The organism is Burkholderia sp. FL-7-2-10-S1-D7 (assembly GCF_001524185.1).
In the GTDB taxonomy this organism is placed as follows: domain Bacteria; phylum Pseudomonadota; class Gammaproteobacteria; order Burkholderiales; family Burkholderiaceae; genus Burkholderia; species Burkholderia diffusa.
The window spans coordinates 51,225-72,493 of record NZ_LOWY01000010.1 but is presented as its reverse complement, the minus strand read 5'-3'; the positions used below and the strand labels follow the sequence as shown (position 1 = coordinate 72,493).

Sequence of the window (21,269 nt, the reverse complement as noted above, 5' to 3'; positions counted from 1 at the left end):
AGCCATCACTCGCAGCTTCGTGCGCCGCGGCGGCCGCTTCCGCCACGCTTCCCGAGGCTGTTATTTTTTCCGCTGCCGCCCTCAGCGTTCGCTATACAGGGCCGGCCCAGAGCGAAACAGGATTCTGAATGTTCGGTTTTTTGCGCAGCTACTTCTCCAACGATCTGGCGATCGACCTCGGCACCGCAAACACCCTGATCTACATGCGCGGCAAGGGCATCGTGCTCGATGAGCCGTCCGTCGTGTCGATTCGCCAGGAAGGCGGCCCCAACGGCAAGAAGACGATCCAGGCGGTCGGCAAGGAAGCCAAGCAGATGCTCGGCAAGGTGCCGGGCAACATCGAGGCGATCCGCCCGATGAAGGACGGCGTGATCGCCGACTTCACCGTCACCGAGCAGATGATCAAGCAGTTCATCAAGACGGCGCACGAGTCGCGCATGTTCTCGCCGTCGCCGCGCATCATCATCTGCGTGCCGTGCGGCTCGACCCAGGTCGAGCGTCGCGCGATCAAGGAAGCCGCGCACGGCGCCGGCGCGTCGCAGGTCTACCTGATCGAGGAGCCGATGGCGGCTGCGATCGGCGCGGGCCTGCCGGTGTCGGAAGCCACCGGCTCGATGGTCGTCGACATCGGCGGCGGCACGACGGAAGTCGGCGTGATCTCGCTCGGCGGCATCGTGTACAAGGGCTCGGTGCGCGTCGGCGGCGACAAGTTCGACGAGGCGATCGTCAACTACATCCGCCGCAACTACGGGATGCTGATCGGCGAGCAGACGGCCGAGGCGATCAAGAAGGAAATCGGCTCCGCGTTCCCGGGCTCCGAAGTCAAGGAAATGGAAGTGAAGGGCCGCAACCTGTCGGAAGGCATTCCGCGCAGCTTCACGATCTCCAGCAACGAAATCCTCGAAGCACTGACCGATCCGCTGAACCAGATCGTGTCGTCGGTGAAGATCGCGCTCGAGCAGACGCCGCCGGAACTCGGCGCCGACATCGCCGAGCGCGGGATGATGCTGACGGGCGGCGGTGCGCTGCTGCGCGACCTCGATCGCCTGCTCGCGGAAGAAACCGGCCTGCCGGTGCTCGTCGCGGAAGATCCGCTCACCTGCGTCGTACGCGGTTCGGGCATGGCGCTCGAGCGCATGGACAAGCTGGGCAGCATCTTCTCGTACGAGTGATCGCCTAAGCAGTCCCGTTTGATATGACGCACCCGCGGCGTGGCCGGATCGCTCGTTCAGAACGAACCGCCACGCCGTTTGCGCGTCTGAGCATTATTTAACCGATCACACGCGCCCGGCGCCGACCATGGAATACAGTCCGCCGCCCCTCTTCAAGCAAGGTCCGCCCGCGCTCGCGCGGCTCATCTTCTTCGTCGCCCTCGCCATCGCGCTCCTCGTGTCGGACGCGCGCTTCAGCACGCTCGAAATCGTCCGCGGCGTGCTCGGTACCGTGCTGTACCCGCTGCAGCGCGCGGCGCTCGTGCCGCGTGACTTGTTCATGGGCGCGGCCGACATCGCCGTCACGGGTGCATCGCTGCGCCACGAGAACGACGCGCTGCGCAAGCGCAACCTGCAGCTGTCCACGCAGGCCAACCAGGCCGCGGTGCTCACGCAGGAAAACATGCACCTGCGCGCGGTGCTCGAACTGCGCCAGCACATCGCGACGCAATCGACGCCCGTCGAAATCCAGTACGACACCAGCGACCCGTTCACGCAGAAGATCGTGATCGGGCAAGGTTCGCAGCAAGGCATCCAGAACGGCGCACCGGTCGTCAGCGAGGACGGCGTGATCGGCCAGATCACGCGCGTGTTCCCGCTGCAGGCCGAAGTCACGCTGATCACCGACCGCGATCTCGCGATCCCCGTGCAGGTGCTGCGCACCGGCCTGCGCAGCGTGATCTACGGGACGCCGAAGGGCGATTCGCTCGACCTGCGCTTCGTGCCGACGAGCTCGGACCTCGTCGCCGGCGACGAACTCGTCACGAGCGGCCTCGACGGCGTGTACCCGCCGGGCCTGCCGGTCGCGAAGGTCGTGCGCGTCGACAAGCTCGCCGATACCGCATTCGCGCGCGTGACCTGCGCGCCGGTCGCCGCCGTGCGCGGCGCGCGCCAGATGCTCGTGCTGCACTACCAGAACGACGTCCCGCCGCGCCCGGTCGAGCCCGATCAGGCCGCCGAGAAGAACGCGAAGGGCAAGAAGGGCGCCAAGGCCGCCGCGAAGGGCGACAAGGCAGAAAAGGCCGACGCGAACGCGAAGGCGGCCGCCGCGGCCGCGCCCGGCGCGAAACCCGCGCCGTCGGCACCCGTCGCTCCGGCCAAGCCCGCCGTCGCGCCCGCGAAGCCCGCGGCCGGGCAACCAGGAGCCCAGCGATGAACCGCCCGCAATACATCCTGCAGCCGGTCAACCCGTACTTCATCGTCTTCAGCCTCGCCGCCGCGTTCCTGCTGAACCTGATGCCGTGGGGCCGCCTGCCGGGCGTGCCCGACTTCGTCGCGCTCGTGCTGCTGTTCTGGAACATCCACCAGCCGCGCAAGGTCGGCATGGGCGTCGCGTTCGCGCTCGGCATCCTGATGGACGTGCATGACGCGGGGCTGCTCGGCGAACACGCGCTTGCCTATACGCTGCTGTCGTACGGCGCGATCACGATCCACCGCCGCGTGCTGTGGATGCCGATCGGCGTACAGGTGCTGTACGTCACGCCGCTGCTCGTCGTCGCGCAGCTGGTGCCGTTCGTGATCCGCCTCGTGATGGGCGCCGCGTTTCCCGGCTGGCGCTATCTGGTGGATGGCTTCGTCGAGGCCGCGCTGTGGCCGATCGCGAGCCACCTGCTGCTGATGCCGCAACGCCGCCCGGTCGACCCGGACGATACGCGCCCCATCTGAGCCGGACCGACCTTGAATACCCGCCGCCCCCACGCCCGCGCGCCGCGCTCCGGGGCGGCTCCTCGCCTGCGCGTGCTCGCCGCGCACGGGCCAGATCGATCGTAACCGCATGACCGAATTCAACGACACCCAACAGCAGCTCTCGAAGTTCCGCCTGCGCGTCGCGGCGGCGGGCGTGTTCGTGTTCGTCTGCTTCGGGCTGCTCGCGAGCCGCTTCTTCTACCTGCAGTTGATGCAGCACGGCAAATACGCGCTGCAGGCCGAGGAAAACCGCATCTCGGTCGCGCCGATCGTGCCGAACCGCGGGATCATCACCGATCGCAACGGCGTGGTCCTCGCGAAAAACTATTCGGCGTACACGCTCGAGATCACACCGTCGAAGCTCGACGACACGCTCGACAACACGATCGACAAGCTGTCCGAGATCGTCCCGATCGACGCGCGCGACCGCCGCCGCTTCAAGAAGCTGCAGGAAGACTCGAAGAACTTCGAGAGCCTGCCGATCCGCACGCGCCTCACCGACGCGGAAGTCGCGCGCTTCACCGCGCAGCGCTTCCGCTTCCCCGGCGTCGACGTGCGCGCGCGGCTGTTCCGCCAATATCCGCTCGGCACGACCGCCGCACACGTGATCGGCTACATCGGCCGGATCTCGAAGCGCGACCAGGATCGCATCGACGCGATCAGCGACGACAACGACAGCGACCAGGAACACTACGATCCGCGTCGCGACGCGAACAACTACAAGGGCACCGACTACATCGGCAAGATCGGCGTCGAGCAGAGCTACGAAACCGAGCTGCATGGCCTCACGGGCTTCGAGGAAGTCGAGGTGACGGCCGGCGGCCGGCCCGTGCGCACGCTGTCGCGCACGCAGGCGACGCCCGGCAACAACCTCGTGCTGTCGCTCGACATCGGGCTGCAGCAGGTCGCCGAGCAGGCGTTTGCCGGCAAGCGCGGCGCGCTCGTCGCGATCGAGCCGAAGACGGGCGACGTGCTCGCGTTCGTGTCGTCGCCGAGCTTCGACCCGAATTCGTTCGTCGACGGCATCGACCAGCAGACCTGGGACGAGTTGAACAACTCCACCGACAAGCCGCTCCTGAACCGCCCGCTGCACGGCACCTACCCGCCCGGCTCGACGTACAAGCCGTTCATGGCGCTGGCCGGCCTGACGCTCGGCAAGCGCTCGCCGGGCTGGGGCTTCCAGGATCCCGGCTACTTCACGTTCGGCGGTCACACGTTCCGCAACGACGTGCGCTCGGGCCAGGGCTGGGTCGACATGAACAAGGCGATCATGGTGTCGAACGACACCTACTTCTACATGCTCGCACGCGACCTCGGCGTGAACGCGATCGCGAACTTCATGAAGCCGTTCGGTTTCGGCCAGATCACCGGCATCGACATCCAGGGCGAGGCGCGCGGGATCCTGCCGTCGACCGACTGGAAGAAAAAGGCGTTCAAGAAGGCCGCGCAGCAGAAGTGGTTCGACGGCGAGACGATCAGCCTCGGGATCGGCCAGGGCTACAACTCGTTCACGATCCTGCAGCTCGCGCACGCCACCGCGACGCTCGCGAACAACGGCGTCGTGATGAAGCCCCACCTCGTGAAGGAGGTCGAGGATCCGATCACGCGCGGGCGCCATCTGACCGTGCCGAAGGAAAGCGAAACGATTCCGCTCAAGCAGGCCGACATCGACGTAGTGAAGCGCGGGATGGAGAACGTGATCGAGAACCCGTCCGGCACCGCGTACAAGGTGTTCCGCGGCGCGCCGTACCTCGCCGCCGGCAAGACCGGTACCGCGCAGGTGTTCTCGCTGCAGGGCTCCAACTACAAGGGTCACCTGCTCGCCGAGCACTTGCGCGACCACGCGCTGTTCATCGCGTACGCGCCGGTCGACCATCCGCAGATCGCCATCGCGCTGATCGTCGAGAACGGCGGCTGGGGCGCGCAGGCCGCCGGCCCGATCGCGCGCCGCGTGCTCGATTTCTACCTCGTCGATCGCCAGAAACCGGAGAACGAGGCCGCCGCCGTCGCCGCCGCTGCGTCGGCGACCGAGCCGATCAACGCGCCGGTGATCGGCGATGCCTCGAAGGCCGTGTCCGTCGCGGCCGGCTTCAAGGCGCTTCCCCAGCCCGTCGTGCCGGCCGCGGCCAGCGCGGCGGATGCGGCCTCGGCCGCGTCGGCGTCCGATGCATCGGGTGCGGCCGGGGCAAGCGCGGCGCAGCCCGCCGTCGCGAGCGCCGCGGCGCCGATGGCCGCGAGCCTGCCGCCGATCCGACGCCCGCACCGGCCTCACCGGCCCGCCAGCGACGCGCAGCCGCTCGCCACCGCGCCGCGCGACGACAACTCCCGTGCCCTGGCCGCCGCGAAAGCGACGAACGCCGGCACCGCTCATTAACGGAGAAAGGCATGCAATTCGACAAGCGCGCCTGGCTCGACAAGATCAAGCAGATGTTCGCGGGCTTCGACCGCCCGCTCGCCCTCATCGTGTTCCTGCTGCTGTGCGTCGGCATCGTCACGCTGTACAGCGCGTCGATCGACATGCCGGGCCGCGTCGAGGACCAATTGCGCAACATTCTGCTGACGTTTGTGCTGATGTGGGTGATCGCCAACATTCCGCCGACGACGCTGATGCGCTTCGCGGTCCCGCTGTATTCGTTCGGGGTCGCGCTGCTGGTCGCGGTCGCGCTGTTCGGGATGACCAAGAAGGGCGCGAAGCGCTGGCTGAACGTCGGCGTCGTGATCCAGCCGTCGGAAATCCTCAAGATCGCGACACCGTTGATGCTCGCGTGGTATTACCAGCGCCGCGAAGGCGGGCTGCGCTGGTACGACTTCGTCGCCGCGTTCGGGATCCTGATGGTGCCGGTCGGCTTGATTGCCAAGCAGCCCGACCTAGGCACGGGCCTGCTCGTGTTCGCGGCCGGCTTCTTCGTGATCTACCTCGCCGGCCTGTCGTTCAAGCTGATCGTGCCGGTGCTCGTCGCGGGCGTGATCGCGGTCGGGTCGATCGCCGTGTTCGAAGAGCGCATCTGCCAGCCCGAAGTGCAGTGGCCGCTGATGCACGACTACCAGAAGCACCGTGTGTGCACGCTGCTCGACCCGACCTCCGACCCGCTCGGCAAGGGCTTCCACACGATCCAGGCCGTGATCGCGATCGGCTCGGGCGGCGTGCTCGGCAAGGGCTACCTGAAAGGCACGCAGGCCCACCTCGAGTTCATTCCGGAGAAACACACCGACTTCATCTTCGCGGTGTTCTCGGAGGAATGGGGGCTCGTCGGCGGCCTCGTGCTGCTGACGCTCTACATGGCGCTGATCGCGCGCGGGCTCTACATCGCCGCGCAGGGCGCGACGCTGTTCGGCCGTCTGCTCGCGGGCTCGCTCACGCTCGCGTTCTTCGTCTATGCGTTCGTCAACATCGGGATGGTGAGTGGCGTGCTGCCCGTCGTCGGCGTGCCGTTGCCGTTCATGAGCTACGGCGGCACCGCGCTCACGACGCTCGGCATCGCGATCGGGATGATCATGAGCGTCGGGCGACAGCGGCGGCTGATGAAGAGCTGACGCCGTGCACGGCACGCAGTCGCCAGCGGAGCAGTCGCGGCAATGAAAAACGGCGCCTCGTGCGCCGTTTTTCATTGGGCAGGGTCGAATGCCGCGCGTGCCGCCCGCTCACTACGGCGTCGCGCGCGGGTTCCCGTGGTCCGCGCCGGCACCCGATGCGGGCTCCTGCGCCTTCAGACGTGCGCTCAGCTCCTTGAATTTCAGCCCGGCCGTCTCGTCGCCCTGCGCGGCCGCGGCCGCGTAATACGCGCGCGCGATGTTCAGGTTCTGCGTGACGCCGTCGCCGCCGCGCTCGTAGAACGACGCGGTCACGTACTGTGCGGTCGGCTCGCCCGCGTCGGCTGCCTGCTTGTACCACTCGAACGCCTGCCGGTTGTCGCGCTGCGTGCCGCGCCCGTCGAGAAACTGGTTCGCGAGCGACAGCTCGGCCTGCACGTGCCCCTGCTTCGCCGCACGCAGGAACCAGCGGTGCGCTTCGGCCGGATTGCGCGCGACAAACTCGCCGTCGTCGAACATCCGCCCGTACACGTACTGCGCATGCGACATATTCGCGTCGGCCGCCCGCTTCAGCCAGCGCAGCCCTTCGTCGACGTTCGCGGTCACGCCGACGCCAGTGAGCAGCATCATCGCGTAGTTGAACTGCGCGAGCCGGTCGCCGCGTTCGGCCGCGTCGTGGAACTGCACCAGCGCCGCGCGATAGTCGCCGGCGTTGTAGTCGGCCACCGCGGATTGCGTCTCGCGCGCCGGGTCCACCTTCGCATGCGGCGCATTCTGCGCGACCGCCGCGACGCACACGGCCCACAGCCCGAGCATCGCGCCGATGCGCCCGCGTACGCCGGCCGTACGCCGCGCGCGTCCGGACCCCGCGTCTTCGCTGCCGTTCATGATCGCACCTCCTGCAGCGCCTGGCGCGTCGCACGCAGCAACCAGCTCACGTCGGCCGACAGCGTGATCATCCGGTAGCCAGCCTCGCGATACTGACGCGCGGTTGCCGTATCGTTCGCGAAGATGCCGACCGCGACGCCGGCCCGCTTGCCGGCCGCGAGCACGCGCGCCATCGCGGTTTCGACGTCCGGGTGGCGGCTGTCGCCGAGATGCCCGAGGCTCGCCGCCAGATCGGCCGGGCCGACGAACAGGCAGTCGACGCCCGGCGTCGCGGCGATCCGCTCGACTTCATCGATGCCGCGCGCCGATTCGATCTGCACGATCACCGCGACCTGCGCATTCGCCGTCTGCAGGTAATCGCGGCGCATGCCGAACGCCGCCGCACGCACCATGCCGGCCACGCCGCGCAGCCCGTCGGGGGAATCCGGCGACGGGAAGCGCGTGAGCCGCACGGCGTGCGCGGCCTCGTCGGGCGTCTCGATGCACGGGAACATCAGCGTGCGCGCGCCGGCGTCGAGCGCGCGCTTCACGAGCCACGGCTCGCGCCCCGGCACGCGCACGACGGGCTCGCTCGGCAGGTGCGCCGCGGCCAGCGCGCGCAGTTGCGACGCGACGTCGCGGCTGTCGTTCGGCGCGTGCTCCATGTCGATGCAGAGCCAGTCGTAGCCAGCGTGCGCGAGCGCTTCCGCGACCGAATCGCAGCCGAGCGACAGCCACAGGCCGTACAGCGGCTCGTCGCCGTCGTGCAGACGTTGTTTGAGGGAATTGGTGAGCGTGCTCATCGATACGGCCTCCTGGACGGAATGGCAATCGAACGGGACAAGCAACAAGCAAAGCGGGCGTAACACGCCGGGCCGCCATGCGCGGCGGCGCCGGACCGGGGCCCAGAACGTTGGTCGGACGCAGGCGGCAGATCTGACAGCGCGGGTCGCGCGGATGCGTTTTCCGGTGCCACGCAACGATCATAGCGCGGCGTTACACGGAATGTGGGAACGGGTGGAAAGCGGCGCCGGACGAGGCCGCACGGCGCGGTGGCAGGCAGCCCGCACCGGTTGGCGAGGCTGCCGGAAGGGCAATATCAGCGGCCGGGCTGGCGCTCGACGTCGGCCCAGCAGTTCGGCGTTTCGTACAGACGCACGCGTTCCAGGCGCAGGTTCACGCCGTAGTGCGCGTCGTACACGTTCGCGAGGATGTCGAATGCGATCGCCGCGAGGTTCTCGACCGTCGGGATCCGGTCGAGCACGACGGTCTTGTGGTCGGCCATCTGCTCGAGGAACGAGCGCACGACTTCGTCGCGCGCGTAGACGAGGAACGCGTGATCCCACTTGTTGACGAGGTGCTCGACCGCGAGCGCCTTCACGTCGGCGAAATCCATCACCATGCCGCGGTCGGGCGCCCCCTCGGTATCGACGAGATCGCCGCGCAGCGTGACTTCGAGCACGTAGCGATGGCCGTGCAGGTTCCGGCACTGGCTGCGGTGATCGGGAATGCGGTGGCCCGCGTCGAATTCGAGTTTTCGGGTAATCAGCACGATGTCAAAAGCCGTGGCTCAGGGAATGTTCAGATATTTGTGGGTCTGCATCGACAGCCGCCACTGCGGATGCCGCTTGCACCAGTCGATCGCGAGCTTCGTATTGAGATCGCGCGACGGGCCGTCCATCGGCTGCACGAGAAAATACTCGAAATCGAGCTTCGCGTAGTCGGCAAGCCGCTGGTTGTCCTGCGGGATCACGACCTTCAGTTCGTTGCCCTTCGTGACGACGAGCGGCGCGTCGGCCTTCGGGCTCACGCAGATCCAGTCGATCGTCTCGAGCACCGGCAGCGAGCCATTGGTCTCGATCGCGATCTCGAAGCCTGCCGCATGCAGCGCGTCGACGAGCGGCTGGTCGAGCTGCAGCATCGGCTCGCCGCCCGTGCAGACGACGAAGCGATGCGCTTCGCCGTCCGGCCACAGGCCGGCGATCGTCGCGACGAGCGCTTCGGCATCCTTGAACTTGCCGCCGTTCTCGCCATCGGTGCCGACGAAGTCCGTATCGCAGAAACGGCACACGGCGTCCGCACGATCCTCTTCGCGGCCCGACCACAGATTGCAGCCGGCGAACCGGCAGAACACGGCCGGACGGCCGGCGTTCGCGCCCTCGCCCTGCAACGTGTAGAAAATTTCCTTGACCGCGTAAGTCATCGTGCTTCGTCCGGCTTGCGCCGCTCGTTGTCGATCAGAATCCGTTATTCATCCAGCGCCGCCGACGCACCCGCGTCACAGCGGCGCTTCGGTCACCCGCTCGCCCTTCAGGTAGGCCTCGTAGCCACGCTTGCGCAGCTTGCAGGCCGGGCATTCGCCGCAGCCGAAACCCCAGTCGTGCAGTTCCGCGCGCTCGCCCACGTAGCACGTGTGCGTCTCGACGCGGATCAGTTCGACGAGTGCCTCGCCGCCGAGTTGCTCGGCGAGTTGCCAGGTCTGCGCCTTGTCCAGCCACATCAGCGGGGTCTCGAGCACGACGCGCGTGTCCATCCCGAGGTTCAGCGCGACCTGCAGCGCCTTCATCGTGTCGTCGCGGCAGTCCGGATAGCCCGAGAAATCGGTCTCGCACATCCCGCCGACCAGCACGCGCAGACCGCGGCGATAGGCGATCGCGGCCGCGATCGTCATGAACAGCAGGTTGCGGCCCGGCACGAACGTGTTCGGCAAGCCGTTCGCCGCGGTCTCGATCTCGATCGTGCGCGTCATCGCGGTATCGCTGATCGCGCCGAGCACCGACAGGTCGATCATGTGATCGTCGCCGAGGCGGCCCGACCACGCCGGAAACTTGCGCTTCAGCGCTTCGCGCACGCCTTCGCGACACTCGAGTTCGACGCGATGACGCTGACCGTAATCGAAGCCGAGCGTCTCGACCGTCTGGTAGCGTTCCAGGGCCCAGGCCACGCACGTGGCGGAATCCTGCCCGCCGGAAAACAACACGAGCGCGCCGTCTTTAGCGTCTGTCCGAATCACCGTGATACTCCGTGAATGTGTAGGCTCGCGTCGCACTGCGCCCCGAAGCCGGCTGCCGCCGGGCGGCCCGACGCGGCCGGCCTGTGCCGGCCCGACCAGTATAGGCAGCGCGGTCGGCCGCGAATGCGGCGGCGCGCTTATACCGCTCATCGCGCGGCATCGTTGCCGCGCACCACGGCGGGCGCGCCGCGGGCGACCGGCCATGCGCATGAAGCGATGCGCTAAGTCATTGAGCGGGCACGGATTTTATCATGCCCCGGCGAATGCTGCCGGGCACGCCGCCCACGACACGCGAGACACACGCAATACCCACCACAAACGAAAAACCCCAAGAACCTTCCGATTCTTGGGGTTTTAAATGCTGGTGGCCTGGGACGGAATCGAACCATCGACACGCGGATTTTCAATCCGCTGCTCTACCAACTGAGCTACCGGGCCAACGAAGAATGAAAGTATATCGAGCTATTCGTACCTGAGCAAGTGTTTTCGCGAAATATTTTATGCGGCGCCTTCGGACGGTTTCTTGCCGAGCTCGACGCCGAGCTGCTTGAGCTTGCGATAGAGGTGCGTGCGCTCGAGGCCCGTCTTTTCCGCGACGCGCGTCATGCTGCCGTTCTCGCGTGCGAGGTGATATTCGAAGTACGCGCGCTCGAATGCGTCGCGCGCTTCGCGCAACGGGATGTCGAACGGAATCGCGGCCGTCTGGCCCGCGAGGCCGAGCGCCGCGGCCATGTCGTCGCCGAGCGTCGGCAGCGCGGCCGCCGATGCGACGGCCGCCGACCCCGATGCTTGCCCGACACCGGCTTTCGCGGCCGCGTTGACGGACACCGGTGCCGCGCCGCGCGCGAGACCGTGCTCGACGGACTTCAGCAGCTTCTGCAGCGCGATCGGCTTCTCGAGGAAATCGAGCGCGCCGATCTTCGTCGCCTCGACGGCCGTGTCGATCGTCGCGTGCCCGGACATCATGATCACGGGCATCGTCAACAGGCCCTGCGCCGCCCATTCCTTGAGCAGCGTGACGCCGTCGGTATCGGGCATCCAGATATCGAGCAGCACGAGATCGGGCGCCTGATTCAGGCGGTATTCCCGCGCAGCCTGCGCGTTCTCCGCCGCCTCGACGACATGTCCTTCATCGCTGAGGATCTCCGAGAGCAATTCCCGGATGCCCATTTCATCATCTACCACCAGGATGGTTGCCATTTACGCTGCCTTTGTCTGCATACTTGCTTTTGTCTTGGCGGGAGCCGTCCCGCCCTGCGCGCCGGATTCGGCGCCTGGCGTATCGCTCGCCATCTGCAGGAACAGGATCGACACCTGCGCACCCTCGACGGTCTCGCCGTGCATGCGATTGCGCAGATCGATCCGCGCGCCGTGCTCGTCGACGATTTTCTTGACCGTGGCCAGCCCGAGCCCCGTGCCCTTCGCCTTCGTCGTCACGTAAGGCTCGAACGCACGGGTCAGGATGCGTGCCGGAAAACCGGGCCCGTTGTCGGACACGGTAAGACGGACCGCGACGCGCGTTTTGCCCTCGGCGTCGGGGTCGCCATATTCTACTGTCTTGGTTTCGATCAACACACGCGGATGCGCGACTTCCGCGACCGAGTCCTGCGCGTTCTGCAGCAGGTTGTGAATCACCTGGCGCAGTTGCGTCGCGTCGCCGCGAATCACCGGCAGCGACGGCGCGAGTTCGGCGACGATCGCGCTCTTGCCTTCGCCGACACCATACAACCCGAGCACCTCGCTCGCCAGTTCGTTCAGCTGCAGATTTGCGAGCACCGCCGGCGGCGTGCGCGCATATTCGCGGAAATCGTCAACCATCCGCTTCATCGCGGCCACCTGGTTGACGATCATCGTCGCGCCGCGCTTGAGCACGTCCGCATCGGGCGGTGCGAGCTTGTCGGACAGCTTCATCTGCAGCCGCTCGGCCGACAGCTGGATCGGCGTCAGCGGGTTCTTGATCTCGTGCGCGAGCCGCCGCGCGACCTCGCCCCATGCAACCGAACGCTGCGCGGAAATCACGTCGGAGATGTCGTCGAAGACGACGACGTAGCCGGACGTCTGCGGATCGTCCGCCTCGCCCTCGACCGTCGACACGAGGCGTGTGCCGCGCACGAGCAAGGTCAGCGGATCGGCTTCGCCCGGCACCTCGATCGCGAACTGCTGCTGCCAGTGACCGCGATCGCCGCTGCCGCCGTCCGAAGCCGCTTCGCGATCGGCGAACGCCTTGCGCACCATCGCACCGAATTCCGCGACGACGCCGATCCGGTCGAGCGCCGTGCCGATCATCGAGCCGAACGGCTGCCGGAAGATCCGCTCGGCGCCGCGGTTGGCCGTCGTCAGCCGGAACTGGCGATCGAGCACGAACACGCCGGCCGTCAGGTTCGCGAGAATGCTCTCGAGATACGTCTTCGAATGCTCGAGCGCGATCCGGTTCTTCTCGACCGCCTGCCGCGCCTCGGACAGCTGGCGCGTCATCGCATTGAACGACTGCGTGAGGAAGCCGAGCTCGTCGCGCGACTTGATCTCGCGCTTCGGCGTGTAGTCGCCTTCCGTGACCTCCTTCGTGCCCTGCGCGAGCAGGAACAGCGGCCGTGCGAGCTGCTGGCCGAGCGCGAGCGCAAGCATCATCGCAATGAAGGTCGCGAGGAACAGCGCGAGCGTCAGCGTGCCGATGTACATCTTGCGCAGCCCGGTGCGGCCGAGCGCTTTTTCCTGATATTCGCGATACGCGCGCTGCACCGCGTCGGCGTTGTGCGCCAGCGTGGGCGGCACTGGCTGGGTGAGCTGCAGGAATCGCTCCGCCGGTTGCAGCAACGACGTCGTCGCATCGGGTATCGGCCGCACGACGCGCAGCCGCAGCGCGCCCTTCGCGCCGTGCGCACGCGGGTCGCCGTCGACCTCGCCCTCGATCGCCGCGTACGCGCCGTGTTCGCGCGCCTGGCTCAGCATCAGCGGAGTCGGCAGGTCGTCCGGAATCAGCGCGGCGAAATTGCCCGATGCCTGCGCGACGATGTGCAGGTCGGGCGCCGCGCCGGAGCCGCCGCGGCTCGGCTCGACGATCGTCGCATCCTGCACGCCGAACTGGTCGCGCAGGCGCAGGAGCGTGAGTGTCGTGCCGTTCGTGTTCGCATCGACGCTCGCGAGCTGGTCCGACATCAGCCGCGCCTTCGTCTGCAGGTCGGACAGCGACGCGTCGAGCATCCCGCGGCCGAGGTTCAGGCCGGCCGTCAGCGCGGTCTCGACGTTCACGTCAAACCACGACTCGATACTGCGCGACACGAACTGGTACGACACGATGTAGATGATCCCGCCCGGCACCACGCCGACGAGCGCGAAGAACACCGCGAGCTTCGCGAGCAGCCGCGTGCCGAACTTGCCCTTCCTCAGGCGCACGACGATCATCCCGATCAGCCCGAGCACCACCAGCAGGAACACGAGCGCGACGATGATGTTCATCGCGTACAGCCACGAGTAGTAGCGGTCGAAGAATTCGGTGTTCGCGCTCGCGGCCGCGAGCAGCACGAGCAGCAGCAGCGCCGTGAGCGCGACGGTCGAGACGATCACACGAATGAGGAGGCTCTTCCCGCTGGCCGCGCGGCGCACTTTATTTAGCACGTTCGGTCACCGTGAAAGTGAAGCGCTTCCAGTCCGACCCGAGCGTCCAGTCGCGGTTGTTTACCGCGTCGACCTGGAACGGCTTCGGCATCAGCGCCGTATCGAGCTGCATCCGCACCGAGGCGGTGTAGGTTTCGCCGGCGCGCACCTGGTTGCGGTCGATCACGTGCCACGACGTGATGTGCCGGACGACCGCGAGCGCGTCCTTCAGCGACGGGAAGCCGAGTTGCAGGCCGCCCGTCGACACGCGGTACTCGCGCGTGAGCGGCTGGAACGACAGGCGGATCGTCTGCGACACCGACACCGGCTGCTCGTCGAACCAGTACCAGCGCGCGCGGGCCAGTTCGAAATCGGTCGTGAAGTAAAGCGGGATGCCCTTGTTGACGGCATCCTCGAGGTTCGGATTCAGCTCGAAATCGAAGCGGGCATCGAGGCTCCAGCCGCTTCCGTCAGCCTGCAGCGATGCGCGCTGCACGGCGATCGACTCGGCACGCGCCGGCCGAACGACAGTCAGGCACAGCGCCAACGCGACCAGCAGGACGGCCGCGAGCCGAAGTGGAAAAAGGTGTTTGATCGTCACCGTTTCTGAAACCGCGCGTAGAAAAATCCGTCGTGATCGGTGTTCTGGTCGAGTGCGCCGGCCGCCCCGCCGTGCACGCCGCCCGGCAGCAGTTGGCCGGGCGCGTCCAATCGTACCGCATCTTCACAGGCCGCTTCAAACCAGCGAGCCTGCAACTCACCTTCCTCGGGGAAGATCGAACAGGTCACGTAGAGCAGTTCGCCGCCCGGCTTCACGAGCGGCCACAACGCTGTCAGGATGCGGCGCTGCTCCGCGACGAGCGCGGCGATGTCGGCTTCGCGGCGCAGCCAGCGAATGTCGGGATGACGACGCACGATGCCGGACGCCGAGCACGGCACGTCGGCCAGGATGCGGTCGAACGGACGGCCGTCGTACCACGCGTCCGGCGCGCCCGCGTCGCCAACGCGCACGTCCGCCGTGAGCGACAGGCGTGCAAGGTTCTCGCCGATGCGCGCCGCGCGGGTCGCGTCGCTTTCGAGCGCAACGACTTCGGCGTCGGCCAGCTCGAGGATATGCCCGGTCTTGCCGCCGGGTGCCGCGCACGCGTCGAGCACGCGCATGCCGTCGCGCGCACCGAGCCATTCGGCCGCGAGCTGCGCACCGGCATCCTGTACCGACACGACGCCGTCGGCAAAGCCCGGAATGCGGTCAACCGGCAGCGCCGACGCGAGCCGCACCGCATGGCGGCCGATCGCGGTCGCTTCGATTCCGCTCGTGCGCAGCGTATCGAGATACGCGTCGACGGTCGCGCGGCGCGCGTTCACGCGCAGCGTCAGCGGACCCTGGCGCTCGCCGGCCGCAAGAATCGTCTGCCACGCTTCCGGCCACGCACGCTTCACCGCATCGACCCACCACGCGCGGTAATTCCAGCGTGCGACGGGATCGCCCTGCATCGCCGCGACGAGCGCGTCGCGCTCACGTTGGAAACGCCGCAGCACGGCGTTGACCAGTCCCTTCGCGAACGCAAATTCGCGCCGTGCGCCGATCACGGTGACGGCCTGGTCGACGATCGTGAATGCCGGATACGCGGCCGAGTCCTCCGGATCGAGCAGCAGCGCAAGCGCACCAGCGAGCACCGCATGCACATGCGCGGGCGGCGCCTTGCTGACCAGCCGGCCGATCAGCCAATCCGCACTGCCGAGACGACGCATCGTCCGGTACGCGACGTCCTGCGTCGCGCCGCGCGCCAGCGCCTGCGCGCCGGCCGGCATCTGCGCGAACACCGCGGCCAGTGCCGCCGGCAGCGCGGTGCCGCGCCGCACCGCATCGACGGCCTGCGCGGCCGCGTCGAGCGCGAAGCCCAGCGAATCGGGCGCGAGATGCAGCGCGGGCAGGCGCGCGGCGCGACCGGAGGAAGACTGAGCGGAAGAGCGGGTTCGTGTCATCGGAGCAAAATCGGCAAACGGGCGCCGCGAGCGGCGGGAACCCAGCGGCCGCATGGCTGCCGCGATTCCAAACCGCGCATTGTAGCGTGCGATCATGCGGCCCCTTTACGGGGCGCACAAATGAAACACCCCGCAGCGCGGGGCATGCGGGGTGACGTGTCGAGCGCGACGCGACTTAGTCGAAGCGGCCGGTGCGCGCCATCTCCATCAGGCGCGCGATGCGCTCCTCGGTCGCCGGGTGCGTGGAGAACAGATTCTGCAGACCGCCGCCGTGAAGCGGGTTCATGATCATCATCTGCGCGGTGGCCGGATGCGCTTCGGCCGCCTGGAACGGGATGCCGGCCGCATAGCGATGGATCTTGTCGAGCGCGGTGGCGAGCGACTGCGGATCTCCCGAGATATGTGCGCCGCCGCGGTCGGCCTCGAACTCGCGCGCGCGAGAGATCGCCATCTGGATCAGCGCACCGGCGATCGGTGCGAGCAACGCGACTGCGATCCCCGCGATCGGGTTGGCCGGACGGCCGTTTTCGTCGCGACCGCCGAAGAACATCGCGAAGTTGGCCAGCGCCGAAATCGCGCCCGCCATCGTCGCGGTGATCGTCGAAATCAGGATGTCGCGATGCTTCACGTGCGCGAGCTCATGCGCCATCACGCCGCGCATCTCGCGCTCGGACAGCACACGCAGGATGCCCGTCGTCGCAGCGACCGCCGCGTGCTCGGGGTTGCGGCCCGTGGCGAACGCGTTCGGCGCGTCCTCGTTGATCAGGTAGACGCGCGGCATCGGCAGGTTCGCACGCGTGGCGAGCTCGCGCACCATCCGGTAGAACTGCGGCGCCGTGTTCTCGTCGACCTCCTGCGCGTTGTACATGCGCAGCACCATCTTGTCGGAGAACCAGTACGAAAAGAAATTCATGACGAGCGCGAACAGCAGCGCGATCGTCATGCCGCGCGAGCCGCCGATCATGCCGCCGATCACGATGAACAGGGCCGTGATCGCGGCCATCAGCATCGCCGTTTTGACCCAATTGAACATACCCACTCCTTATCCGTCAGGGGACCCGCCGCACATTTCGGTGCACGGCGGAAAATTGTAAGCGATTTGTTAGATAAGGTCTTGCCGGAAAAATTCAATCTCAGCGTTGCGTCGCCGCGAGCCGCAGCCCGAGGCCGACGAAGGCGCTGCCCACCGTGCGGTCAAGCCACTTCCTGACGCCCGGCTTGCCGGAAAAGCGCTGCGTGACGCTGCCCGCGACCCACGCGACGATGCAGGACCAGACCGTGCTCATCGCGACGAACACCGAACCGAGAGCCAGGAACGCCAGCGCCTTGTGCGGGCTGTCGGCCGACACGAACTGCGGGAAGAACGACACGAAGAACAGCACGACCTTCGGGTTCAGCACGTTGGTCCAGAAACCCTGCATGAACAGCTGGCGCAGCGGCTTCGCGGCCGTGGCCCGCGCCGCCTCGGCGCCTGCCGGCGCGGCGGCCTGCTTCGTGAGGATCAAGCGCACGCCAAGGTAGATCAGGTAAGCGGCACCGACCAGCTTGATCACCGTGAACGCGGCGGCCGACGCCGCGAGCAGCGCGGTCAGGCCGAACGCGCACGCAAGCGCGTGCACGCAGCAGCCGGCGGAGATGCCGAGCGCAGACATCAGCCCCGCGCTACGGCCCTGCGCGACGCTGCGGCCGACGATGTACGCCGTATCGGGGCCGGGCGTGACGTTCAGCAGGAAAACCGCGAGCACGAAGAAGCCGAAATGGGTGATGCCAAGCATGAGAACCTCGAAATCGGAAAGCGCAGGGAAATTCTACGCGCGCCTGCTGCGCCGTGCGACTCGGCCATCCGGCCAATTGCGCACGACCGGCATGTCGGGTCGAATGACGCTCACTGCCCGTCGGGCAACGCGAAGCGCTGGCCCGCGGCGAGCGGCGAGCCGGCCAGGAATTCGCGCGCGGGCAGCCGCTTGCCGCCCGGCTTCTGCAGTTGCGTGACGCGCAGCGCGCCGCCACCGCATGCGACGACCACGCCTTCCGGCGAAGCCTCGACGATCGTGCCGGGCGCCGCGTCGGCAATCGCGCCGTGCGCCGCCACGGGCTCGGCCGCCCACAGCTTGATTGCCGCGCCGTCGAGCATCGCGACACCGCCCGGGAACGGGTCGAACGCGCGCACCTGGCGCGCGAGCACGTCGGCCGGCTTGCACCAGTCGAGCGCCGCTTCGTGCTTGCCGATCTTTTCCGCGTAAGTCACGCCGTCGGCCGGCTGCGGGGTGGCGGGCAGCGCGCCGTCGCGCTCGAGCCGCACCAGGGCGTCGCAGATCAGGCGTGCGCCGTCGGCGGCCAGCCGGTCGTGAAGCGTCGCGGTCGTATCGTCGGGCGCGATCGCGACGCGCGCTTCGTCGATCATCGCGCCGGTGTCGAGGCCAGCGTCCATCTGCATCAGCGTGATGCCCGTCTCGGCGTCACCGGCCTCGATCGCGCGATGGATCGGCGCGGCGCCGCGCCAGCGCGGCAGCAGTGACGCGTGGATGTTGATGCAGCCGGCGCGCGGAATGTCGAGCACTTCCTGCGGCAGCAGCAGGCCGTATGCGGCGACCACCATCACGTCGTGCGGCGTCGTGCGCAGCAGCTCGATCGCGTCGGCCGCCTCCGTCGGGTACTTGCCCGCGCGGCGCAGCGACGTTGGCTGCGCGACGGACATCCCGTGCTCGACGGCATAGCGCTTCACGGCGCTCGCCTGCAGTTTCATCCCGCGCCCGGCGGGGCGGTCGGGCTGGGTGAGCACGAGCGGCACCGGAAAACCGGCCTCGTGGATCGCGGCGAGTGCGGCCGCGGCGAATTCCGGCGTGCCGGCAAAAATCACGCGCAACGTATGGGTCATGAAAGCGTTCGGGATCGATCTGGGCAAACGCGCGTTACATCGCGCGTTCGAGTTTCTTCATCTTCGTCTTGATACGAGTCTGCTTCAGCGGCGACAGGTATTCGACGAACACGCGCCCCATCAGGTGATCCATCTCGTGCTGCACGCACACGGCGAGAAGGCCCTCGCAGTCGAGCTCGAAGGTCTCGCCCTGCTCGTTGAGCGCACGCACACGCACGTGGTCGGGACGCTCGACTTCGTCGTAGATCCCGGGTACCGACAGGCAGCCCTCCTCGTAGACCTGTTTCACGTCGCTCGACCAGATGATCTCGGGATTGATGAACGCGCGCAGCTCGTTCTTCTCCTCGGAGACGTCGATCACGATCACGCGCTCGTGCACGTCGACCTGCGTCGCCGCCAGGCCAATGCCCGGCGCGGCGTACATGGTTTCGGCCATGTCGGCGACGAGCTTGCGGATCCGGTCGTCGACCTTGTCGACGGGCTTGGCGACCTTGTGCAGCCGCTTGTCGGGGTAATGAAGAATGTTCAGCAAAGCCATGGTGTTCGGTATTCGGTGAAGCGGCGCGCCGCATCGGCCATCCGGCCGGCTGGCGCCGCCGCCGGGATGCAATGAAGATGAGGCGGACGCGCGGCATGTCAACGCCGCGGGTCTGCCTCCTGCAATTGGCCGGACGCTCGTGCGCGCGGCCCTGTCGAGTATTTCGGATGATGAAAATTTTATCATGGCGCCACGCTGTTCGCTGGCCGCCGCATTCGAGGGGAACCTCATGTCGCCGCAAGCGCTGACGACCTCCGCGTTGCGTGCGTGGCTGCAGCTCTCGCATGCGCCGGGGCTCTCGCCCGCCGTGCTGCGTGCGCTGCTCGATGCATTCGGCTCGCCGGCGGCGCTGCTGCGCGCGTCCGACCAGGCCATCGGTGCGGCGAGCAGCGCTGCGGCCGCGCGGGCGGTGCGCACCAGCCAGCGGAACGACCTCGATGCGCGTACCGACGCCACACTGGCATGGCTCGATACACCGGGCAACGCGATCGTCACGCTCAACGATCCCGTCTATCCGCCGCGGCTGCGCGACCTGCACGATCCGCCACCGCTGCTATATGTAAAGGGCAGGCTCGACTTGCTGCACGGGCGCGGACTCGCCGTGGTCGGCAGCCGCCATGCAACGCCGCAGGGGCTCGCAGACGCCACGCGCTTCTCGCATGCGCTGTCCGATGCGGGCCTCGTGATCGTCTCCGGTCTCGCGCTCGGCATCGACGGTGCCGCACATCGCGGCGGGCTCGACGGCCGCGCCGGCACGGTCGCGGTGATCGCGACGGGCGCCGATCTCGTCTATCCGGCTCGGCACCGCACCCTTGCGCACGAGATTGCCGCACGCGGCGCGATCGTTTCCGAATGGCCGCTCGGCACACCCGCGCGGGCGTCACATTTCCCGCAGCGCAACCGGCTGATCGCTGCACTGGCGCTGGGCGCGCTCGTCGTCGAAGCCGCGCCGCGCTCCGGCTCGCTGATCACCGCGCGGCTCGCCAACGAGCTGGGCCGCGACGTGTTCGCGATGCCGGGCTCGATCCACGCGCCGCTCGCGCAGGGCTGCCACGCGCTGATCCGCGACGGCGCGAAGCTCACCGCGACGCCGCTCGACGTGCTTGAGGAATACGGGTTGGGCGAACCGGCTGCTCACGCCGGCCGCGCGACGAATTCGCGTTCGCGCCCCGATAACGGAGGAACAACCGACACCGCCGCGCGGTGCGCGGACGAGCCCATCGGGAAAGCGGGTTCCGCCATTCCGGCCGCTGCGCCCGCCGAGATCGACGGCACGCCGACCGACGACCCGGCCGACCGATCCGTACTCGCCGCACTGGGATACGGCCCCGTTACTTACGAGTGGCTCGCCGAGCACACCGGCTTGTCCGACGACGCGCTGCACCGCTCGCTACTCGGGCTCGAACTGGCCGGCCGCGTTGCGAGCATGCCCGGCGGACGCTTCGCGCGGCTTGACGCGACGCCCACCCTGCCCGCGTCCGGCGTGCTACAGTCCCCCGCATAGAGGCGGCCGTGCCGCCGACGCTACTCAAGGAATTCCATGCCCGCGCTGAATCTCGACACCGATGCCGATCGGATCGCCGAGCGCCTCGCCGATCCCGACACGCTGCTGGTCGCCTGCCTGTGCGCCGAATGGTGCGGCACCTGCCGCGATTACCGAACGGCCTTCGACCAGCTCGCCGACGCCCATCCCGACGCCTGCTTCGCGTGGATCGACGTCGAAACCCATGCCGACCGGCTCGACGATCTCGACGTCGAGAATTTCCCGACGATCCTGATCGAGGACGCGAACACCGCGCGCTTCTTCGGCACGGTGCTGCCGCACGCGGCGATCGTCGAACGGATGCTGTCCGACCTGAGCGCCGTGCCCGGCGCGCCGCACGCACCGAAATTGCGCAACATCCTGAATGTCGAGGCGTAAGCCGCACGCCAGCCCGGCAGCTTTTCGCGCCGTCGCGCGTGCCG

20 protein-coding genes and 1 tRNA gene are annotated in these 21,269 nt (G+C 67.8%); 7 read left to right on the top strand and 14 right to left on the bottom strand.

Features of this window, described 5'->3' with window-relative positions; translation table 11 throughout:
- Nucleotides 1-128 precede the first annotated feature (128 nt).
- The 5 genes from WS75_RS02280 to rodA all read left to right on the top strand — a co-directional run bounded on the left by WS75_RS02280 (nt 129) and on the right by rodA (nt 6,431).
- On the top strand, nt 129-1,172 hold the full coding sequence (locus WS75_RS02280; protein ID WP_004189550.1) for a rod shape-determining protein: 1,044 nt from the start codon (nt 129-131) through the stop codon (nt 1,170-1,172).
- Between the two features lie 127 nt (nt 1,173-1,299).
- Entirely contained in the window at nt 1,300-2,367 is a 1,068-nt protein-coding gene (mreC, locus tag WS75_RS02275) for a rod shape-determining protein MreC (protein WP_059678972.1), read from the top strand.
- Nucleotides 2,364-2,876: a rod shape-determining protein MreD gene (mreD, locus tag WS75_RS02270; RefSeq protein WP_009687274.1), complete on the top strand. Its 513-nt coding sequence runs from the start codon at nt 2,364-2,366 to the stop codon at nt 2,874-2,876. Before mreC ends, mreD begins: the two co-directional genes overlap by 4 nt.
- Nucleotides 2,877-2,985: 109 nt before the next feature.
- Nucleotides 2,986-5,271: a penicillin-binding protein 2 gene (gene mrdA, locus WS75_RS02265; protein WP_059678971.1), complete on the top strand. Its 2,286-nt coding sequence runs from the start codon at nt 2,986-2,988 to the stop codon at nt 5,269-5,271.
- A gap of 11 nt (nt 5,272-5,282) precedes the next feature.
- The gene (gene rodA / locus WS75_RS02260; protein ID WP_059448422.1) at nt 5,283-6,431 is read left to right on the top strand and encodes a rod shape-determining protein RodA; all 1,149 of its coding nucleotides are present in this window, start codon (nt 5,283-5,285) and stop codon (nt 6,429-6,431) included.
- Nucleotides 6,432-6,542: 111 nt separating this feature from the next.
- Here the strand turns inward: rodA and WS75_RS02255 are convergent, their stop codons facing one another.
- The 14 genes from WS75_RS02255 to def all read right to left on the bottom strand — a co-directional run bounded on the left by WS75_RS02255 (nt 6,543) and on the right by def (nt 19,304).
- Nucleotides 6,543-7,316, bottom strand: coding sequence for a tetratricopeptide repeat protein (locus WS75_RS02255; RefSeq protein WP_059678970.1), 774 nt, complete (start codon nt 7,314-7,316; stop codon nt 6,543-6,545).
- Nucleotides 7,313-8,098 (bottom strand): HpcH/HpaI aldolase family protein, encoded by a 786-nt coding sequence (locus WS75_RS02250; protein WP_059678969.1) that lies wholly within the window; start codon nt 8,096-8,098, stop codon nt 7,313-7,315. Before WS75_RS02250 ends, WS75_RS02255 begins: the two co-directional genes overlap by 4 nt.
- A gap of 296 nt (nt 8,099-8,394) precedes the next feature.
- Complete coding sequence (gene queD / locus WS75_RS02245) at nt 8,395-8,847, bottom strand: 6-carboxytetrahydropterin synthase QueD (protein ID WP_044847357.1); 453 nt, start codon at nt 8,845-8,847, stop codon at nt 8,395-8,397.
- 18 nt (nt 8,848-8,865) lie between these two features.
- Nucleotides 8,866-9,498 (bottom strand): 7-carboxy-7-deazaguanine synthase, encoded by a 633-nt coding sequence (gene queE / locus WS75_RS02240; RefSeq protein WP_059468636.1) that lies wholly within the window; start codon nt 9,496-9,498, stop codon nt 8,866-8,868.
- Between the two features lie 75 nt (nt 9,499-9,573).
- Nucleotides 9,574-10,308, bottom strand: coding sequence for a 7-cyano-7-deazaguanine synthase QueC (gene queC / locus WS75_RS02235; protein ID WP_059678968.1), 735 nt, complete (start codon nt 10,306-10,308; stop codon nt 9,574-9,576).
- A 362-nt stretch (nt 10,309-10,670) separates the two neighbouring features.
- A tRNA-Phe gene (locus tag WS75_RS02230) sits at nt 10,671-10,746 on the bottom strand.
- A gap of 60 nt (nt 10,747-10,806) precedes the next feature.
- Nucleotides 10,807-11,508 (bottom strand): response regulator transcription factor EsaR, encoded by a 702-nt coding sequence (esaR, locus tag WS75_RS02225; RefSeq protein ID WP_059678967.1) that lies wholly within the window; start codon nt 11,506-11,508, stop codon nt 10,807-10,809.
- Nucleotides 11,509-13,923 carry a sensor histidine kinase EsaS gene (gene esaS, locus WS75_RS02220; RefSeq protein ID WP_059678966.1) on the bottom strand — a complete coding sequence of 805 codons (2,415 nt, stop codon included), beginning with the start codon at nt 13,921-13,923 and terminating at the stop codon, nt 11,509-11,511.
- Nucleotides 13,913-14,503 carry a DUF4390 domain-containing protein gene (locus WS75_RS02215; RefSeq protein ID WP_059679064.1) on the bottom strand — a complete coding sequence of 197 codons (591 nt, stop codon included), beginning with the start codon at nt 14,501-14,503 and terminating at the stop codon, nt 13,913-13,915. The genes esaS and WS75_RS02215 overlap by 11 nt, the downstream gene beginning before the upstream one ends.
- Nucleotides 14,500-15,888, bottom strand: a complete 1,389-nt coding sequence (gene rsmB / locus WS75_RS02210; protein ID WP_059679065.1) for a 16S rRNA (cytosine(967)-C(5))-methyltransferase RsmB — start codon at nt 15,886-15,888, stop codon at nt 14,500-14,502. The genes WS75_RS02215 and rsmB overlap by 4 nt, the downstream gene beginning before the upstream one ends.
- Before the next feature lie 175 nt (nt 15,889-16,063).
- A complete protein-coding gene (gene htpX / locus WS75_RS02205) occupies nt 16,064-16,921 on the bottom strand; it encodes a zinc metalloprotease HtpX (RefSeq protein ID WP_059678965.1) in 858 nt (285 codons plus the stop codon).
- Nucleotides 16,922-17,021: 100 nt separating this feature from the next.
- Nucleotides 17,022-17,663 carry a LysE family translocator gene (locus WS75_RS02200; protein WP_059678964.1) on the bottom strand — a complete coding sequence of 214 codons (642 nt, stop codon included), beginning with the start codon at nt 17,661-17,663 and terminating at the stop codon, nt 17,022-17,024.
- 110 nt (nt 17,664-17,773) lie between these two features.
- Entirely contained in the window at nt 17,774-18,766 is a 993-nt protein-coding gene (gene fmt, locus WS75_RS02195; protein WP_059678963.1) for a methionyl-tRNA formyltransferase, read from the bottom strand.
- Nucleotides 18,767-18,800: 34 nt separating this feature from the next.
- Entirely contained in the window at nt 18,801-19,304 is a 504-nt protein-coding gene (gene def, locus WS75_RS02190) for a peptide deformylase (protein WP_059508357.1), read from the bottom strand.
- Between the two features lie 184 nt (nt 19,305-19,488).
- On the opposite strand from def, the gene dprA reads away from it, so the two are divergent.
- Together dprA and WS75_RS02180 are read left to right on the top strand one after the other, a co-directional pair.
- Nucleotides 19,489-20,808 carry a DNA-processing protein DprA gene (dprA, locus tag WS75_RS02185; RefSeq protein WP_059678962.1) on the top strand — a complete coding sequence of 440 codons (1,320 nt, stop codon included), beginning with the start codon at nt 19,489-19,491 and terminating at the stop codon, nt 20,806-20,808.
- A 36-nt stretch (nt 20,809-20,844) separates the two neighbouring features.
- On the top strand, nt 20,845-21,225 hold the full coding sequence (locus WS75_RS02180; RefSeq protein ID WP_059534911.1) for a thioredoxin family protein: 381 nt from the start codon (nt 20,845-20,847) through the stop codon (nt 21,223-21,225).
- Nucleotides 21,226-21,269: the final 44 nt, after the last annotated feature.

What these genes read in the sequence shown, in the direction of transcription:
- WS75_RS02255 (WP_059678970.1), bottom strand. Translation starts at nt 7,316, where the DNA reads ATGAACGGCAGCGAAGACGCGGGGTCCGGACGCGCGCGGCGTACGGCC.
- mrdA (WP_059678971.1), top strand. Translation starts at nt 2,986, where the DNA reads ATGACCGAATTCAACGACACCCAACAGCAGCTCTCGAAGTTCCGCCTG.
- WS75_RS02250 (WP_059678969.1), bottom strand. Translation starts at nt 8,098, where the DNA reads ATGAGCACGCTCACCAATTCCCTCAAACAACGTCTGCACGACGGCGAC.
- WS75_RS02200 (WP_059678964.1), bottom strand. Translation starts at nt 17,663, where the DNA reads ATGCTTGGCATCACCCATTTCGGCTTCTTCGTGCTCGCGGTTTTCCTG.
- htpX (WP_059678965.1), bottom strand. Translation starts at nt 16,921, where the DNA reads ATGTTCAATTGGGTCAAAACGGCGATGCTGATGGCCGCGATCACGGCC.
- mreC (WP_059678972.1), top strand. Translation starts at nt 1,300, where the DNA reads ATGGAATACAGTCCGCCGCCCCTCTTCAAGCAAGGTCCGCCCGCGCTC.
- esaR (WP_059678967.1), bottom strand. Translation starts at nt 11,508, where the DNA reads ATGGCAACCATCCTGGTGGTAGATGATGAAATGGGCATCCGGGAATTG.
- mreD (WP_009687274.1), top strand. Translation starts at nt 2,364, where the DNA reads ATGAACCGCCCGCAATACATCCTGCAGCCGGTCAACCCGTACTTCATC.
- rsmB (WP_059679065.1), bottom strand. Translation starts at nt 15,888, where the DNA reads ATGACACGAACCCGCTCTTCCGCTCAGTCTTCCTCCGGTCGCGCCGCG.
- rodA (WP_059448422.1), top strand. Translation starts at nt 5,283, where the DNA reads ATGCAATTCGACAAGCGCGCCTGGCTCGACAAGATCAAGCAGATGTTC.
- WS75_RS02180 (WP_059534911.1), top strand. Translation starts at nt 20,845, where the DNA reads ATGCCCGCGCTGAATCTCGACACCGATGCCGATCGGATCGCCGAGCGC.
- fmt (WP_059678963.1), bottom strand. Translation starts at nt 18,766, where the DNA reads ATGACCCATACGTTGCGCGTGATTTTTGCCGGCACGCCGGAATTCGCC.
- queE (WP_059468636.1), bottom strand. Translation starts at nt 9,498, where the DNA reads ATGACTTACGCGGTCAAGGAAATTTTCTACACGTTGCAGGGCGAGGGC.
- def (WP_059508357.1), bottom strand. Translation starts at nt 19,304, where the DNA reads ATGGCTTTGCTGAACATTCTTCATTACCCCGACAAGCGGCTGCACAAG.
- WS75_RS02280 (WP_004189550.1), top strand. Translation starts at nt 129, where the DNA reads ATGTTCGGTTTTTTGCGCAGCTACTTCTCCAACGATCTGGCGATCGAC.
- dprA (WP_059678962.1), top strand. Translation starts at nt 19,489, where the DNA reads ATGGCGCCACGCTGTTCGCTGGCCGCCGCATTCGAGGGGAACCTCATG.